Source organism: Lewinella cohaerens DSM 23179, assembly GCF_000379805.1.
Taxonomy (GTDB): domain Bacteria; phylum Bacteroidota; class Bacteroidia; order Chitinophagales; family Saprospiraceae; genus Lewinella; species Lewinella cohaerens.
Genome location: NZ_KB903565.1, coordinates 249,139 through 266,276, shown reverse-complemented (window position 1 = coordinate 266,276; position 17,138 = coordinate 249,139). Strand labels below are relative to the sequence as shown.

The 17,138-nt window shown below is 43.6% G+C and carries 15 protein-coding genes and 1 tRNA gene; 2 read left to right on the top strand and 14 right to left on the bottom strand.

Annotated elements, in window-relative coordinates:
* Positions 1-38: 38 nt before the first annotated feature.
* Both A3EU_RS0122450 and A3EU_RS0122445 read right to left on the bottom strand, forming a co-directional pair.
* On the bottom strand, positions 39-1,457 hold the full coding sequence (locus tag A3EU_RS0122450; RefSeq protein ID WP_020538456.1) for a trigger factor: 1,419 nt from the start codon (positions 1,455-1,457) through the stop codon (positions 39-41).
* A 214-nt stretch (positions 1,458-1,671) separates the two neighbouring features.
* Positions 1,672-1,753: transfer RNA gene (locus A3EU_RS0122445), tRNA-Leu, on the bottom strand.
* A 680-nt stretch (positions 1,754-2,433) separates the two neighbouring features.
* On the opposite strand from A3EU_RS0122445, the gene A3EU_RS0122435 reads away from it, so the two are divergent.
* Both A3EU_RS0122435 and A3EU_RS0122430 read left to right on the top strand, forming a co-directional pair.
* Positions 2,434-4,245 carry a T9SS type A sorting domain-containing protein gene (locus tag A3EU_RS0122435; RefSeq protein ID WP_020538454.1) on the top strand — a complete coding sequence of 604 codons (1,812 nt, stop codon included), beginning with the start codon at positions 2,434-2,436 and terminating at the stop codon, positions 4,243-4,245.
* A gap of 3 nt (positions 4,246-4,248) precedes the next feature.
* Positions 4,249-5,055 (top strand): hypothetical protein, encoded by an 807-nt coding sequence (locus A3EU_RS0122430; protein ID WP_020538453.1) that lies wholly within the window; start codon positions 4,249-4,251, stop codon positions 5,053-5,055.
* 66 nt (positions 5,056-5,121) lie between these two features.
* Here the strand turns inward: A3EU_RS0122430 and argB are convergent, their stop codons facing one another.
* The 12 genes from argB to atpB form a co-directional block, all read right to left on the bottom strand.
* The gene (gene argB, locus A3EU_RS0122425) at positions 5,122-5,886 is read right to left on the bottom strand and encodes an acetylglutamate kinase (protein WP_020538452.1); all 765 of its coding nucleotides are present in this window, start codon (positions 5,884-5,886) and stop codon (positions 5,122-5,124) included.
* A 22-nt stretch (positions 5,887-5,908) separates the two neighbouring features.
* A complete protein-coding gene (locus A3EU_RS0122420) occupies positions 5,909-7,171 on the bottom strand; it encodes an NfeD family protein (RefSeq protein ID WP_020538451.1) in 1,263 nt (420 codons plus the stop codon).
* A gap of 88 nt (positions 7,172-7,259) precedes the next feature.
* Positions 7,260-8,087, bottom strand: a complete 828-nt coding sequence (locus A3EU_RS0122415; RefSeq protein WP_020538450.1) for a hypothetical protein — start codon at positions 8,085-8,087, stop codon at positions 7,260-7,262.
* A gap of 87 nt (positions 8,088-8,174) precedes the next feature.
* A complete protein-coding gene (locus A3EU_RS0122410; protein ID WP_026211537.1) occupies positions 8,175-8,552 on the bottom strand; it encodes a ribosomal maturation YjgA family protein in 378 nt (125 codons plus the stop codon).
* A 27-nt stretch (positions 8,553-8,579) separates the two neighbouring features.
* On the bottom strand, positions 8,580-9,218 hold the full coding sequence (locus tag A3EU_RS31440; RefSeq protein ID WP_020538448.1) for a DUF1801 domain-containing protein: 639 nt from the start codon (positions 9,216-9,218) through the stop codon (positions 8,580-8,582).
* Between the two features lie 41 nt (positions 9,219-9,259).
* A complete protein-coding gene (locus tag A3EU_RS0122400; RefSeq protein ID WP_020538447.1) occupies positions 9,260-10,207 on the bottom strand; it encodes an N-acetylornithine carbamoyltransferase in 948 nt (315 codons plus the stop codon).
* 670 nt (positions 10,208-10,877) lie between these two features.
* Positions 10,878-11,777 (bottom strand): ATP synthase F1 subunit gamma, encoded by a 900-nt coding sequence (atpG, locus tag A3EU_RS0122390; protein ID WP_020538445.1) that lies wholly within the window; start codon positions 11,775-11,777, stop codon positions 10,878-10,880.
* A 59-nt stretch (positions 11,778-11,836) separates the two neighbouring features.
* Positions 11,837-13,423, bottom strand: a complete 1,587-nt coding sequence (atpA, locus tag A3EU_RS0122385; RefSeq protein ID WP_020538444.1) for a F0F1 ATP synthase subunit alpha — start codon at positions 13,421-13,423, stop codon at positions 11,837-11,839.
* 161 nt (positions 13,424-13,584) lie between these two features.
* Entirely contained in the window at positions 13,585-14,124 is a 540-nt protein-coding gene (gene atpH, locus A3EU_RS0122380; RefSeq protein WP_020538443.1) for an ATP synthase F1 subunit delta, read from the bottom strand.
* 99 nt (positions 14,125-14,223) lie between these two features.
* Positions 14,224-14,742 carry a F0F1 ATP synthase subunit B gene (gene atpF, locus A3EU_RS0122375; protein WP_020538442.1) on the bottom strand — a complete coding sequence of 173 codons (519 nt, stop codon included), beginning with the start codon at positions 14,740-14,742 and terminating at the stop codon, positions 14,224-14,226.
* 240 nt (positions 14,743-14,982) lie between these two features.
* A complete protein-coding gene (atpE, locus tag A3EU_RS0122365; RefSeq protein ID WP_020538440.1) occupies positions 14,983-15,177 on the bottom strand; it encodes an ATP synthase F0 subunit C in 195 nt (64 codons plus the stop codon).
* 80 nt (positions 15,178-15,257) lie between these two features.
* The gene (atpB, locus tag A3EU_RS0122360; protein ID WP_020538439.1) at positions 15,258-16,571 is read right to left on the bottom strand and encodes a F0F1 ATP synthase subunit A; all 1,314 of its coding nucleotides are present in this window, start codon (positions 16,569-16,571) and stop codon (positions 15,258-15,260) included.
* Positions 16,572-17,138 lie beyond the last annotated feature (567 nt).

Sequence of the window (17,138 nt, the reverse complement as noted above, 5' to 3'; positions counted from 1 at the left end):
TCATATTAACAACAAGCAGCCCGGGAGGTTGACTTGGCTTATTCTTCTTCTTCAAGAAGGGGGTTCTGCGCCTCGTTTTCCGCCTGAATTTTTGCTACAATTTCTTGTAACTCTTCAGGAGTAATCACCTTGTCAGTCAAGGTGAATTCTTCTTGCAAGCGGATGCTGAGTTTATCGTTCATCAGTTCATCGAACTTTTCACGAACGTTTTTCTCTTCGTTCATCATCCGATCAACCATGCCACTAATCATCTCTTCGTTCAACCACTCGGGGCGCTGGCCGCCAAAATAGCCCATGACTTGCTTGGCAAAGCTTTCTTTTACTTCCTCTGCGGTTACATCCAACTCTAGCTGTTTGATCAGTTTCTCCCGAAGCAGGGTCCACTGTAGTCCTTTTAGGAAACCATCTAAGCCAGCTTCAACGTTTTCTGGTGTATTCTTTTCGTTAGAGGTTACCAACCAACGCTTAAGGAATGTTTCTGGAAATTCCAATGGGTTCTTTTCCATCAAAAGCTCCTGCACATTACGGAATAGCAATGCGTTGGTCTGTCCCTCAAAATGTCCGCGGTAATCTTCCTGAATTTTCGCGAGTGCTTCCTTTTCGTTGCTCACATCGCCTTCACCAAAAGCTTGCTTGTAGAAATCTTCATCCAACTCAGCAAGCGTATGGCGGCTGATCTTGTCTATCGTTAAAGAAAATGCTTCGGAAACCTCACGGTCATCATCTTCAGCTAAACCGAGGAGGTACTTACGTACGTGGTCTACTGTAGTATTAGCTTCGAGGTTAAATACATCAAGCACCGCACTGTCGCCGATTTTCTTTCCAAGGAAAGCTTCTCTGGCATCATCGGTTATATTCTCAATGAAGAGGGTAAATTCGTGCTCAATACCATCTTCTTTAGGCTTCTCCCCGTCTAGTTCTACTGCCTTGAGGGTAATGATATCGCGTTCAGCTACTGCGTCTTCTACTTCTTCAGACACGCCGAAACGACGGCGAAGGTTTAATAACTCTTCGTCTAGTTTATCCGCTGCAGGTTCTACGACAAGCTTCTCCAGCGTTTCCTCGTTGCCAAGTCCCTGCAATTCAAATTGCGGAGCTAGTCCAAGGTCAAACTTGAAAACGTAATCATCAAGGTTCGATACGCTGAATTCAAACTCTTCCTGGTCTTCAGAAGGAATTGGTTGTCCTAAAAAGTCTATTTCAGCCTCCTCNTCATAAAGAAACTTAGACATTTCTTCCTGCAACTCCTTATTGACAACTTCTGCCAGAATGCTGCGGCCAAACATCTTCCGTACCACCGACATTGGGATGTTTCCTTTGCGGAACCCCTTTAGCGAAGCCTGTTTGCGGTAACGTTTAAGTTCTTTCTGAAAATCAGCTAAATAATCATCCTTTGCAACAGTTACCGTAAGGGCAACGTTCAAAGCATCGATATCCTCTCGTGCAATAGTAGCCATAGAATATTAGACAAATATGTTTTGCAAAAATTTGATCGTTCGTTACTGACCAACAACTTAAATAGACCTACAGTTGTGTCAACGATCGTTATTCATTGTGCCCCGTACCTTTTGATTAAATACCGGACAAAAAAAGGATGGCAGCGAACACTCACTCCATCCTTCTCGATATACCTTATATTAAAGAGCTAAATTCTGCTCTTCTAAAAATGTGTGCGGGTGGAGGGACTTGAACCCACACGCCGTTAAGCACTAGATCCTAAATCTAGCATGTCTACCAATTTCATCACACCCGCAATAAATATCTAGTAAACTGATCTTTTCAGCTTACTGCTTTGTTAAAAAGCGACGCAAAAATAAGGTTTATTTTATTAATACACTATTTTTCACACAAGTTTTTCACAACAAAATTATCTCCCCTCATATTTGCGACTATTGGGGGCATGCCTTCGTTCCTCGGTCCCAGGATCTTAATAAGTTGTCTCTCTGAGTAATTTATGTGTCTTATGTCTTATCCGCAAGGAATCCAGATCAGTCCGAATACCAAAACAAACAGTACTGCTGTGACCGTAACTGCCAAATTTGATGGCAGCAAATTTCTTTTTCACGAAAAGAACGCAGCACAAATGTATTGTTTTTTGAATTTAAATTTTGTTTTCTAAAAAAAATAATTTAAATTACAAGCGAATTATTTATTCATTTAGCGCTCAACCTGAAATTATGCAAAAGCAATACTCTCTTGCCTATAAGGTAACTTCGTTTCTTATTTTATATTTTTTCATTTCCAACAATTGGCTTAGTGCCCAAGTAGAATTAGACATACCAATTTATGATCGAGTTATTGAAACGCCTTGTCGAGGTTATACTCAACTAGGTTCTACTGTAGGGATTTGGGACTGGCGGACTCCCAATTATTACATAAATTTTTATCCAGGTAATTCTTCCTCTTCTTCTGAACGAATTGTGCAGTCGCCGTTTGAAGTTTTTTTTTACAAATACGGCACATTTAGCTATCCACCCGGGTGAAGCAAACGACTATGAACCCGCAGACGGATGGGAACTTTTATACCATAACCTAGGGACGCAAAACTTTCCAGTCGAAGAACCTTCCTTTGCATTATATAATCGCTACGATGGTAGAATCAGGATTTTCTTCTACCTGGAGCCCAACAATGGTGATGCAGCAGACAATGTGCTCATCACTTTTAGACACAGTTTAGCGGCTGGTGCCTTAGATCAAGTAAATGCAGTCTTTGAAAATTTAAATATTCCAGCAAATACATTAGATAATTTTGATGTAACAAGAGGCCAAGATGGAGTTACTCAACTCAATAGTGGCGAGGCTAACTCTACCTGGTATTTATTAGAGACCATTGCCAGTTACGATCCCTGTGTCTGTCAAGCTTCTAGTGCTTTTGTTACCCGACCAATCTTGTCTGATGCTAGCGAGCTATTATTCGAAATAGAAGGAACGGGATACTCAAAAGCGCTTTACAGTCCTGGTACATCTAGTGGATCTTATATAGGAACAGCATTAGAATACGCGAATGGTTTATTTGGAACTGCTCAATCTGGCTACAAGACCTATAAAGACTTGAATGACTACATGGATATTGTAGACACAATTACAGACAACAATACTCTAGCCGAAGTTCTAGCTTCTAAGATACCAAGCTGGTTTCCATCAGCAGGTTTATCCGCTAAACTTTTAGGCTTCGTTGTAGGTAAAGGTTTTTCTGCTGGTTCGCCAAAATTAACGGGGTACAATCATAATTTTAATTTCACGGGCAATGGTACATTTGTAGACGATGACAACTACAACCCTTATTTTTTCTATGCGCCAGGAGCCTTTTATGACCCTCGTAACCCTAGTGCGCATCGCCCGATATATGACAACCCGCTGGGAGTATTCACAGTACTAGAGTCTCCTGTTATAGAAAGAGCCACAAAAATAGTAACAGAAGTCAAAAATGGCACAGAAACAACAACTCACACTGCGTCTTACCGTTATGCTGGTGATCTCAAATATCATATCAATGTGCTTGCAGGAATATCTAATAGCCCTGTCCGTCTGATGGGATCATTGGTACTTGCGAGCTGTAATTCTCAACATATTATCTCCACGCCTGTTTTGAATCTCACCTGCCTGGAAAATTACCCTTTGGAACTTGATGAGCTAACCGTTTATGAGATTGATTTAGGTAATGGTAGTACTTGGACAGAGACGGATGAAAGATGCTACACACCAGAGCTACAGATCGTTGCCGTCCTGGACAATTCACCTGGGACAGGGGAAGAGATTGTCTTCAGTGCTCGATACAAAGGAGAAATAGATCAATTGGGTAATGTTACTTTTCCTCAAAATCCATACAGTGGACTTACTCCTGACCAAATTTTTGCACTCTGCGATCCTCCTGTTGACCAGCCCGTCGCAGATCAAGAGCTAATTCAATTTTGTACGAACACTTATAATCCAGAGCTCGGACGCTCTGCTTGGTGGACAGAAGAAGAACAGAACAATAATGATGACAAATTTTCCTGGAACGTCTTTCCTAATCCGTTTCAAGAAAACTTAAATCTTGAAATCCCCGCTGAGTGGACACAACAACCACTTGTAATTAGTCTTTATGATATATTAGGGCGAAAGGTTTGGCAGGAAGGTTTTGAATTTTCCGCTCCTGGAATTCACCCTCTCACTGCGAACCTGAGTAATTTACTTCAGGGAAACTATCTATTGGAAATCACTGGCACCTCTTTTTCCACTAGTTTACCTGTACAAAAACAATAAACCATGCCTCATCTCACTAAACTATTTTGGCTCCTCCTCCTTCCTACGTTATTCTTCGCCGCTTGCAAAGAGGATGACGATTGCACAGAGTATGTTTACCCCTGGTGCCCCAATTATGATCCCTGTGCGAGTGTCTACCCAGCAGATGCCGAAATAGTAATGATTGACTCTACCACCTGGACCGACTCCTTATTTTCGATCGAGGTGGATACCACTTTGACCTATTCTCATTTTTATTTTCGCCCTAAAAATGTAGCAGACTATGCTGCCTATAGCTGGAAAATTGGAAGTGATCCGAGAACCTTTGAGGGGGCAATACAGGACATCGGTTTTCTAGGGTTTGAAGGAGAGATCGAAGCGACTCTTACTACCCAAATCAATGATCAAAATAGTTGCTTGACGACCGACGAAGAGTACGCCATTTCAAGCAAATCAATCTATTTCAAAGATCTTACATTTACCAATGGTCCTATTTGGGGATCATATACAGGAGCAAATGACGATAGTCAAAACAATACCTACACGGTAAACTTCCAGGGCTGGGTTACAGATTTATTTGACTCCAACCGTCTGTTTCAATTGAAGCTGCCGGAGGATTGTGATTTGGAAGAAGTAGGAATACCACTCGGAGGGGGCTATTCCTGGGCCGTCAGTGATTTTGTCAACAGGAGTAGTAGTCGAAGATGTCGAAATCTAACGGTAGTCTGTAAATTAGAACACGGCAATTACAACCGCATCCGTATCGACTACTGGTACAACGATGACGATGGAAAGCGCGTACGACGAACCTTTCGAGGGGAGCGCCAATAAATAAGAGCGTCTAAATACAAACTTAACAATAGCATTGTCTCTATCTGGGCAATGCTATTTTTTATTTCACAAACTCAATCGGGTAGCTTTGCCATTGCCCAAGCTTTTTAAATTCCCCAAGTACACCGCCTTAACGCCATTCCCTATTGCAGCAAAGGCATTATCTAACTTAGGCAGCATTCCAGAATGTACAACCCCTTCTTTTTTCAACATCTCGTACTTACTCGGATCAATGTGCTCAATCACACTTTCATCGTCATCCGCATCCATAAGTACGCCTAGCTTTTCAAAACAATACTGTAATTCGACCTCGTAGTCCGCCGCTAGGGCTACGGCAACACTAGAGGCAATAGTGTCCGCGTTGGTATTCAATAACTGGCCCTGCTTATCATGAGTAATAGCACAACAAACAGGACTAAAACCACCTTCCAGAAGCCGCATAAAGCCTTCCGTATTAATGGCATCAATATCTCCGGCAAAGCCGTAATCAATCTCCTTGACAATGCGCTTATGGGCCTGTATGAGGTTACCGTCAGCGCCACTCACGCCCAGGGCGTTGCAGTTTTTAGCTTGTAGCTGAGCAACCAGTTTTTTATTAATTAACCCAGCATATACCATCGTCACCACTTCCAGGGTCTCGGCATCAGTAATACGACGTCCATCTATCATTTTGGCTTCGTGGCCCATTTTCTTAAGCAATTCACTGGCTTCGCGACCGCCACCATGCACCAGAATGGCAGGGCTTTCGAAACTGGCAAAAAAAGAAAGAGCTTGGTCCAACGCATCAGGGTCCGCCAAAACATTACCCCCGATTTTGAGAATACGTAACATGCTGGTTGCTTTTGCAACAAAGTTAATACCGTGCCCCGACAATCTCCAATAGCGTGTGAGATTCCTTGCCCACGTAAATTTCCAACTCTTTATTCAAAAGTCCGGTAGAGTAATATTTGGCCGGAGCGGTTAGTTTTTTGATGCCGTAGCGATTGGATTGTAAAATAAGGTAGGCGGTGCCAAATTCTTCGGCCATGTCGCGGATTCTAACCTTGATGCTTATCTTTTTACGGTTTTTAATATCTCGACCAATCTTCAGGTACCCTGGTAAAAAAACCGCCGCAGAAATGACGCCATAAAACGTCAAACAAATCAAGAATACGATACCTAAAGCAGCCGTACCTCCCGTAAATATTGCAGCAATGATGAAACCCAAAAGGAAGAATCCAGCTACCATAAACAATTGCTTAACGATACTTTGCCGGGCATCATGAAGCGTAAAAATATCCTTTGAGCTCATTTCCACAGGAGTGGAATCATTTTGCTGTTTGGTGTTGGCAGAAGTGTTGGCATTTGACTCCCTACCTGTAGCGGTATGGGGTGCTGACTGATAAGCTGCCCTTGGTTCTTGCCTCGGGGTTTCGGTAACAGGAGTAGCAAAATTAGCTCTCGCGGAAGCCGTGGCAGCCTGATTATTAGCTGCTGCTGCAGTCGTCGTCTTAAACTGTTTGCCTTTTTCCAGATACGCTGCTACTTCTGCAAACAAAGCCTCGTGTGCAGGTGTGGTTGCTATCGTTTTCTGATAGTACGCCAAAGTATAGAGGAGTGGATAGTTTTCTTTATTCACATTATTTTGCCTGACATCTGCCTCCCAATCCAGCTTGGCAAATTTACCAAAGTAAACTTTCAACAGCTCGTTAAAAAGTGACTTCTGAACATGGTTTGGTAGGTACTCTGGTGACATATTGTATAAAAATGCCTTTCCGAAAATCTTACGTTGAACTTCTTCCTCTTCATTAACGGAGGAGTGCGCCACCCAGGAATAGATACAAAAACCGACCAGCCCCAAACATAACAACATTAGAACTGACTTCATCATAACATTTGACCCTCGCATACTAGACGAAAGCATGAGGCCTCCAAACCCGAGCAGTCCAAAGTGGATTTTTGCATAAGCATGTAAAACATCTTTACCTCGCAGCGGAATATCGATACCCAGGTTGTCACTGATCTTGTAGATACAGCCTGTAGGAAACAAAGGTAAGCCCAAGATAAAAAAGCGGGTTCTGAGGCTCTGCCCGTCGTAACTATTTCTGCCAGGCATATTGATTACTCCAATTCTCATATTCTAAGTCTTTTATTACGACTCTATTGTATAGGAATAAAAAAGGTAACCAAATACCTCCCTGCTTTTGAAGTCAGGGTAGAATATGTTATTGATACTTTCTGCGACGATCAAACCTTACGCAATGGGGAACGATAAAAGCGATTGTTTGCCCTCCTCGCTCCGTGGCTTGGTATCGAAAGTTACGCTGTAGTATAGGTGATGCTTTTCCTGGAATTACAAAACTAAGTGCTAAAAAGCCCCCCTGATTAGTGGATACACAATAAACATCAAACTCCTCCTTCGCAACAATCTCTACATTGGAGGTAGCAATATCTTCTAGCTCAATTTCATCAGGATTAAACTTTTCACCTTTCATAAAGCCTGCTCCAAAAAATTGCTCTTGAGGAAAAAGAACTTTTACCCCAGGGTTCCTATTTCTTTTAAATTGCAGTGACTCGTAGATGATTTCATAAGGATAATATTCTCCAATATTTGTGCTCTGGTTAATGACTATACCATCCTCTATTTTGTTAACAGGTGGTTTGGCCGTCCTCATTAGAGCATATAAACCCGCAAATTCACCGTTAACCAACACTTCAATTAAGCCGCTGTAATATTTCCGCATCTTCGAAGTAGGATCATCAAACAACCTGTAATCATTGGGCTTGAGTTGATCAATACTCAGGAATACATCACTTGCTAAATATTCTCTGACAGGCATATTTTCCGCCTTTGGGTACCACTTTCTTAAAACAACATCCACTTTTTCTCCTGAAGGATTGAAAATCATCATCTCGTGATTTTCCACTCCCTCATCAAATTTCCAATACTCCCATATGATAATTTTATCACTGTCCACACCGATAGCTACTTGTGAACACCAGAGTGGATTATTGCAAATAAGGAATACGAGCGCGGTAATTACCTTTTTCATGACGGTGTGTTTAGTTCAGAGAATGCTTTCAAGTTAAACCTTCTGGTCAAGAAACGCAATACCAAGGCATCTCTGGCAAACTACACCTCATTTCCTTCGATAAGCATACCATTCTAATCCATAGCCTGTCCAACCTCCAAGCGTATAACTTACGATATCACTCCATAAAAAGCCATGCCCCAAAATCAATCCGCCTAGCCTATAGTTTCTAATATTATTAATCCAATCTGCCTGATACAACTGAAAAAATTCAATGAGATAGCAAATAATGATACTAATCATCGCTACTTTTAAGGTCTCCGTTCGGGGCAAACAGAACCCTACCCAAAAGAAAACCATCAAAGCGTACAGATAATCACCGAGATAAGGATAGATCAATTTAGGAACCAGGCTCGTTCGAGACAACAAACCCAGCGCAACAGTCGTCAAGATCAACACTAAGTATAGTTTTCTATTTCTTTTCATTGACTTTTAAAGGTTTCACTACGTATCTTATACGATATGCTTATGCGAACCATCACAGTTTGGCATTTTCTTCGACAATCCACAGACACAATCATGAAACCCCTTGCCGTCGAGAATTCTTTGGGTATACTTTTCAATTCTTGCTTTCTTGGTTTTGGACTGCTTGGGTGCAGAAAAATAGAGCAAGTATCCTTTTTGCCGGCCAGGTGTCAATGCCTCAAAAGCAGTTTTCAAGGCTGGATTTTCATCAAAACTACTTTGTAATTCTTCCGGAACAGCAAAGGCATCAACAGACTTGTACTCCACTTTCAAACCAGCTTCTTCTACCTCAGCGGCTTCATAGATATAGGCTTTCAGGACTGGCTCCAGCTCTAGTATTTCACGAACACTCGTAAATCTCACAACACGTGCCGATTGGGTATTTTCTCCTGGCTTGGCTAGAATGTTATTTGGATCTTTTAACAACGCCCCTTTAAAAAAGCCAAGGGTACAGCAGTCTTTTAAAGCCCCTAAAATAACAATATTACTTTCCTGAAACGTGTAGCAAGGGGCACGCCACTTCCATTCTTCACTCAGTTGGCAGTCGAGGATGATTCTTCTTAGCTCCTCCATCTCTGGCCGCCATTTTTTGGCTTTACCCAAGAAATCATCAACCTTTGAATTCATCTTTTATTCGTTTAGTAATACAAGATATAAGAAGTCCAACCTCAATCCACTCCTCCCAACAATCGCTGCAACACCGCCTGCGCTGCATAAAGTCGATTGCCTGCCTGCGGCAATACCAATGATTGTGAACTATCCAATACAGCATCACTCACCACGACATTTCTCCTTACTGGTAGGCAGTGCATAAAATAGCCATTATCCGTCATATCCATTTTCTCCTTCGTAACCTGCCAATTTTCTGCTACAGGCTGTGGCTTTCCGTAGGGTGTTAATGGTGACCAGTTTTTGGCGTAAACAAAATCGGCGCCGGCAAATGCTTCTTTTTGACTGTAAGCTACTGGCGTATTCTTAACAAATGCCGGATCGAGTTCGTAGCCTTCGGGATGTGTAAGGACCAAGTCTACAGGGGCAGCTTGCATCCACTCTAAGAACGAGTTACTCACCGCCTGGGGCAAAGCGCGCGGGTGAGGCGCCCAAGTCAGCACTACCTTCGGGCGAATCTGCTTTTTGTATTCTTCGATAGTCACCCAGTCGGCCAAACTTTGCAGTGGGTGCCGGATAGCAGACTCAAGGCTCACAACAGGAACCGAAGCATACTTGACAAAAGCATTCATCACTTCGTCTGCATAATCTTTGTCTTTGTCCTCCAGGCCAGGGAAAGACCGGACTGCCAGGATATCAGCATACTGGCTCATCACACCAGCAGCTTCACGAATGTGTTCGGCTGTACCGCCATTCATCACCGTTCCGTCGGCAAATTCCAGCTTCCAACCGTCTGCTACATTGAGGGTCATTACGTTACAGCCCAGGTTTTTGGCCGCCAATTCAGTACTCAGGCGAGTACGCAGACTAGGGTTGAAAAACACCAAGATGACGGTCTTATTCCTGCCCAGCGCCTGATTTGCAAAGGGCGTCTTTTTTAAGGCTAACGCTTCAGCTACCAGACTAGCAGGATCATCGACATCGTAAACAGAGGTAAATTTTTTCATCGCCAATTACTTTTCGGGGTGAGTTTCAAAAATGCAATTTTTACGCGAAAAAGCATGAATAGAAGAGAGAGGTTTTTTGAGGGAGTTCCACTCGCTAAGGGGTCGGCGAATAATAAGTTCCCTATTCCAGGCTAGCGATTTTTGGTGCAGCGCACCGTGCTATATTTCCCAACCTTTAATAAAACCATTGAAGGTAGACAATCCTGCTGAATATAGTACGGTGCGCTGCACCTCGCCATAAAAACCTAAAAGACTGCTATAAAGATAAGCGGTACGCTGTACCTTTCATGCAGGGCAGTATCAAATGAGAAAGTTGTTCTTCGCCGAACCCTAAGGCTCGCAGGGTGCTCTTCCGGCTAAAAGGAGGTGCTCGCTTCGCTCGCGAGGGGCTTCTGCTTTTTGGAAACTTGAGGAAATCGGCTTTGCCGGGGTGGGGCATCTTTGAGGGAAAGGGAAAGCCCACCTCCGCCCGAGCGAAGGATATGGGCGAGCCGTGGCTCGAAGAGCCGCATTTGAAACCACCTCTAAAGGCTATTTACTCATTTTTAAAGCATTAGAAAAAAATGGATTCCGTGTTTTCGGAACAATCGCACCACGAACGCAGCGAGCACTAAAAAAGGCCATCCCACCGAAGTAGAATGACCTTTTCCCTTTCTTTAAACATATAACACTAAGCACTTTCCAGGGCCGCAGCACCACCAACAATCTCGAGGATTTCGTTGGTGATCGACTCTTGACGTGCTTTATTGTAAGATATTTTCAGATCACGCAGTAAGTCATTTGCGTTTTCTGTAGCAGCATCCATGGCCGTCATCCGGGCACCATGCTCAGAAGCTTGGGTATCCAGGTTAAACTTATGGAACTGCGTTTGTAGAATACTTGGCACCAAATGGCTCAACAAGCCTTCTTTACTAGGCTCGAAGATGTAATCAGCGCGGTGGTTATTAGTAGCACCTTCCTCTGCTTCTACCTTCGGTACTGGTAGAAAAGGAACATGAACGGTATTTTGAACCGCTGCATTACGGAATTCACCGTAAGCAACTTCCACCGCGTCAAAGCGACCATTTTTAAAATTGTCCATCAGGTAAGTAGCGACCTTTCTGGTATTTTCAAAACTCAGATCATCAAACAGGTTGACGTAATCGGAAATGATGTTGACTGAGTCAGCGTAACGCTTCTTGAAATACTCATTGCCTTTCTTACCAACAAACAGCATCGTGAGGTTGCCACGTGCGTGAACCTCAGCAAACTTACCCTCCATAGCGGCGAGTGCTGCTTTGATCACGTTTGTGTTAAACGCTCCACAAAGACCACGGTTAGAAGTAACCACGACAATACAGGCACGTTCGACTGGACGCTCCTGGCCAAAAACAGTACCGGCATCTCCTTCCAAGTTAGAAAGGATATTGCGCAGCATACTGTCCAGCTTGTTGGCGTAAGGGCGCATCTGAGTGATCGCATCCTGTGCACGCCGCAGCTTGGCTGCCGAAACCATCTTCATGGCTTTGGTGATCTGCTGAGTATTTTTGACCGAAACAATCCGGTCACGGACTTCTTTTAAATTAGCCATCGGGGGCAAACTTTATTATAAAGTATTCACAATTTGAAACAGGGCTTTTACCGCGCTGTTTACTTCTTGTACTGAGCGGTCAACTCCTTTGCCAAAGCTTCTACTTTAGCAAGATCGTCCTTCTCGTACTTACCAGCACGGAAGTTGTCCAGTACACCTTGCTCACGGCGCTCCATCTCAGCAAGGAAGAATTCTTCGAACTCTTTCACTTTCTCAACAGGAACATCACGCAACAAGCCTTTGGTACCCAGGTAAATGATAGCTACCTGCTTTTCTACCGTTTCCGGAGAATATTGAGGCTGCTTCAGGATTTCCACGTTACGCTTACCTTTTTCGATTACAGAAAGGGTAGCCGCATCGAGGTCAGAACCGAACTTGGCAAATGCTTCCAATTCACGGTACTGTGCCTGATCCAGTTTCAAGGTACCAGATACTTTTTTCATTGACTTCACCTGTGCAGAACCACCTACCCGGCTTACGGAAATACCTACGTTGATCGCCGGACGAATACCTGCGTTGAACAGGTTAGATTCGAGGAAGATCTGACCGTCGGTAATCGAAATTACGTTGGTAGGAATATAAGCAGAAACGTCACCGGCCTGCGTTTCAATGATCGGCAATGCCGTCAAAGAACCACCACCTTTAACGATACCTGCGTCTTTCAAGCTAGCAGGAAGGTCATTCATATTCTGTGCCAAGCCATCATCAGCGATTACCTTAGCGGCACGCTCCAACAGACGACTGTGCAGGTAGAATACATCACCAGGGTATGCCTCGCGACCCGGAGGACGACGAAGTAGCAGCGATACCTCACGGTAAGCTACAGCCTGCTTAGACAAATCATCATAAATGATCAATGCAGGACGACCGGTATCCCGGAAGAACTCACCGATAGATGCACCCGCAAATGGTGCGTAGAACTGCAATGGAGCAGGATCAGCAGCAGAAGAAGATACGATTACAGAGTAAGGCATTGCACCATTCTCTTCCAATACGCGAGCTACCTGTGCTACCGTTGAAGACTTCTGTCCACAAGCTACGTAGATACAGTAAACAGGCTCACCACGGTCGTAGAATTCCTTCTGGTTCAGGATGGTGTCGATAGCAATCGCCGTCTTACCAGTCTGGCGGTCACCAATGATCAATTCCCGCTGGCCACGACCGATAGGAATCATCGCATCGATGGCTTTGATACCTGTCTGTAGTGGTTCGTTTACCGGCTGGCGGTAAATAACACCAGGAGCTTTACGCTCCAAAGGCATCTCATAAGTAGTGCCAGTGATTTCTCCTTTACCGTCGATAGGCTCACCCAATGGGTTCACTACGCGGCCAAGGTATCCTTCTCCTACGTTAATAGATGCAATACGGCCAGTACGATGAACACGTGAGCCTTCACGAAGGCCATCACTAGATCCCATCAATACTACACCAACATTGTCTTCTTCCAGGTTCAGTACGATAGCCTGAACGCCAGTTTCAAATTCAACGAGTTCACCCGCACGGGCATTCAACAAACCGTAAACGCGAGCGATACCGTCACCCACCTCTAATACGGTGCCGTATTCCTCTAGCTGAGTAGCACTGTCAAAACCTGACAGTTGCTGCTTAAGGATTGCGGAGATTTCATCAGGTTTTACGTCAACCATGATTTATAATTATTTTAAGAATAATGTACTTACGTTTATTGCGCAGAAAATAAACTGCGATTTTTTTTCAAGTTTTCCAAATAGTTAAAACGCTTTAAATGAGGCACTTATTTAACTATTATGAAAAACAAAATCGCTTTTTATTTTCGTGCTGTTCCTAATTAAGCAAGCAAGCTGCGCTTCACTTCTTCCAGCTTCTGCGCGACACTGGCATCGTAGATTTTGTCATCTAATTCGAGGACAAGTCCACCAATCAATTCAGGATTTACAGCCGTTTCAATTTCTACCGACTTGGCAGTTGCATCACTTGCAGTAAGCTTAGCTTTCAGTGCGTCCAAAGCGGCAGCACTCATTGGCTGAGCAGTGGTCACTTTTATGGTAGAAATATGCTTAATCTTCTTGTACTGAGCGATAAACTCTTCGGCAACTTCTGGTAAGTAAGGTTCGCGACCTTTATTTACCAAAATGCGCAGAAAAGCCATGGTCATCTCATCGTACTTATCGAGAAACAAGGCATCGAGGATCGAAAGCTTCTTGCGAGAATTGACGATAGGGCTCTTCAACAGCAGGTAAAAGTCCCGGTTCTTGCTGGCGGCCTGAAAAGACTTCACGTCCTCCAGTACCCGGTCGAGCTTGTTTTGCTCCCGAGCCAAGTCCAACAAGGATTTAGCATAGCGTCCTGCGATTCTTTGTACTGACATGCGCCTGTGTTATTATATTACACGCCGTGTGGCGTCTAAATCTGATACGCCGTTAAGGCGTCTAGATTTTGATACGCCACGCATGGCGTATTTACGTCTTTAATTCAGCTTGATATCGTCTACCAAAGTATTGACGAACTGCTCCTGCTCTTTATCGCCGGCCAGTTGCTTGCGCAATACTTTCTCTGCGATATCAATCGCCATAGCACCTACTTCTTTCTTAAGTTCGGTCATAGCAACCTTACGCTGGCTTTCGATTTCCTGCTGGGCGTTGGTAACGATCTTCTTCGCTTCTTCGCGCGCCTGATCCTTTGCCTCCTTTACGATCTGATCTTTCGTTTCCTTGGCTTCCTTCAGCATCCGGGCACGCTCTTCACGAGCTTCAGCCAGTAGCTTTTGGTTTTCGGCCTGAACGTTAGACATTTCTTCACGAGCATTCTTGGCTTCGTCCAGCGCTTCCTGAATGTCGTTATCACGCTTTTTCAAAGCGTTCTGGATAGGCTTGAATGCCATCCGTCCTAGTACCGTCCATAATACAATAAAGATGATAGACGTCCAGAAGATCAAACCTGGATCCGGCTTGATAACAGAAAAATCAGCTAACAGAAAAATATTCATTGTCTATATATTGCGCAGAAAACAAACTGCGATTTTTCTAAGTTTTCCAAATAGTTAAAACGCTTTAAATGAAGTGCTTATTTAACTATTATGAAAAACAAATCGCTTTTTATTTTCGTGCTGTTCCTATATTTTGCTCTTGCTTTACGCAAAAAGAAAATGGCAATTCTTTAAAGATTCAACCGTGGCCGTAGCCAACCGCTACGGCCACTGGTTGGTTCTTTTGATCGTTCGCTAAAATTAGCCAGCCAAAAGGCCAACTACGATAGCAAACAGTGCTGCACCCTCTACAAGGGCAGCAGTAACGATCATGTTGTTACGAATATCACCAACAGCTTCTGGCTGACGTGCGATAGCGTCCATTGCGTGGCTACCAATCAAACCTACGCCGATTCCGGCTCCTAATGCGGCAATACCTGCTCCAATTGCACCCATGATAAAGTGAATTTTATGATTAAAAATATGTTGAAGTAAAGCCACAATTCAAGATTGCGACTTCACAAACTAAAATCTAATTAATGCGCGTGTTCGTGGTCGTTGTGTTCGTGCTCTTCTACGGCAGCTCCAATGTAGGAGGCTGTCAGTATAGCGAAAATAAACGCCTGCAAAAACGCTACCAACAACTCGATCAAGTTCATAAAAGCAGTAAACAAGCCACCGATGAATGCGCCTGTTGCTGCACCACCAACACTGTTTCCATTCTCACCAAACAAGAAGATCAATCCGATCAAACTCAGGATGATAATGTGACCTGCTGAGATGTTGGCAAACAAACGAATCATCAACGAAAACGGCTTGATGAAAAGTCCTAAAACCTCTACGATGGTCAAAATTGGCTTTACGAATGTCGGTACACCCGGCATCCATACCACGTGCTCCCAGTAATGTCCATTACCATGAATATTGGTAATAATGAAGGCCAATACAGCCAATACCAGTGTCACGGCCAAGTTACCTGTTACGTTGGCACCACCAGGGAAGAAAGGAACTAGCCCTAGAAGGTTACAAAACAGGATAAAGAAAAACAAGGTCATGATGAATGGCTGAAAGCGCTCGTACCGAGGTCCGATCATTGGCTTCGTTACCTCGTCACGAATAAACGTGAAGAAGGGCTCGAAGAATGACTGAATACCCGAAGGTGCCTTACCTTCATTTTTCTTGTAACCTTTGGCAACTGCTCCCCAGATAAAGATCAGCAACAAAGAAGCCAAGATCATGGTGAACACGTTCTTGGTGATTGAAAAATCGTAGAAAGAAGTAATACCTCCGCCCAAGATGCCACCATCTAGAGTAGATGGCTTATCCAATTTCCAAAGCTCACCTTTGGCACATGCGTAGTAAACGTCTGTTTCTTTGGTTTTTCCCTTTGCGTCGGTAGTGGTTTCTACTTGGTGTAGAATACCATCGAGGTGAACTTCGCCCATAGGGAAGTTATCATCAGCAATACGGTTTGCACGACCATGGTTCAAAACATAGCGATCAACAGCTGATTCTCCATGATGGAACATGCTACTCGTACCCGTTGTCCAGCCATGCTCAGGCGCATACAGGAATACAGGAAGTGGAATGTGAACACCTTTCCAGATATGGAACTCATTGGCATCAGCAATGTGATTCATTACAGTAGATACCGGATCGTACTCGCCATCCTCGGTATGATCACCACAACCGCCGTGCTCACCGGCCTCGGTGGCATGGGATTGCTCGTGGCTATCGTGGTCGTGATCGTGGCCATGACCATGATCATCGTGCTGAGCAAAAACGGGTCCAGACAACAGTGCCAGAACCACTACGAAAAGATAAGATGAGAAACGGGAAGATACTTTCACGCTACGTCGCTTTTTGGTCGTTTGTTAAAACCTGCGCAAAAGTAGATACTTTAACCCGTTTAAAAAAACTCCCTTTATCTTTTTTTAACACAAAGTAACACAGAGGAAATACTGATAAACAGTAAGTTAGCAAGTAATATGGCGTTTTTACTTCTGGTACGTTAGCCAGATGAAGCACCGAGCCATCATTTGTTTGTCGAAAAAACTTACACGCAAAATATTTATTGGCTCATTTCTTTTTTGCTCGCCCCCTGTCTTCCCTCATTTAATTCTAGTTACGAAGTTGTGCCAAGCCTACTTTTATTTCACCTTACTTTAATAATTCACTAAACTACTGGAATTCATAGAGGCCATACTTTACAGAAACTAGGTATAGACAACCTAAACAGAATAAATATTTTTGCCATCTATCAAGAGCTTTTTCTCTATAGCCTATCTATCTTTTTTTGTCCAAAAAAACGCCATAGTACCTCTATGGGATAAGTTGACCTGTCGTCTTCAATAAACGGAGAGACAGCCCAACTTATCTTTTCGCAACACCCAACATTAAACACCAACTACAACATT

Coding starts and splice junctions, on each gene's coding strand:
- atpA (WP_020538444.1), bottom strand. CDS start 13,423: ATGGTTGACGTAAAACCTGATGAAATCTCCGCAATCCTTAAGCAGCAA.
- atpG (WP_020538445.1), bottom strand. CDS start 11,777: ATGGCTAATTTAAAAGAAGTCCGTGACCGGATTGTTTCGGTCAAAAAT.
- A3EU_RS0122400 (WP_020538447.1), bottom strand. CDS start 10,207: ATGAAAAAATTTACCTCTGTTTACGATGTCGATGATCCTGCTAGTCTG.
- atpH (WP_020538443.1), bottom strand. CDS start 14,124: ATGTCAGTACAAAGAATCGCAGGACGCTATGCTAAATCCTTGTTGGAC.
- atpE (WP_020538440.1), bottom strand. CDS start 15,177: ATGGGTGCAATTGGAGCAGGTATTGCCGCATTAGGAGCCGGAATCGGC.
- A3EU_RS31440 (WP_020538448.1), bottom strand. CDS start 9,218: ATGAATTCAAAGGTTGATGATTTCTTGGGTAAAGCCAAAAAATGGCGG.
- argB (WP_020538452.1), bottom strand. CDS start 5,886: ATGTTACGTATTCTCAAAATCGGGGGTAATGTTTTGGCGGACCCTGAT.
- atpF (WP_020538442.1), bottom strand. CDS start 14,742: ATGAATATTTTTCTGTTAGCTGATTTTTCTGTTATCAAGCCGGATCCA.
- A3EU_RS0122410 (WP_026211537.1), bottom strand. CDS start 8,552: ATGAAAAGAAATAGAAAACTATACTTAGTGTTGATCTTGACGACTGTT.
- A3EU_RS0122420 (WP_020538451.1), bottom strand. CDS start 7,171: ATGAGAATTGGAGTAATCAATATGCCTGGCAGAAATAGTTACGACGGG.
- A3EU_RS0122430 (WP_020538453.1), top strand. CDS start 4,249: ATGCCTCATCTCACTAAACTATTTTGGCTCCTCCTCCTTCCTACGTTA.
- A3EU_RS0122415 (WP_020538450.1), bottom strand. CDS start 8,087: ATGAAAAAGGTAATTACCGCGCTCGTATTCCTTATTTGCAATAATCCA.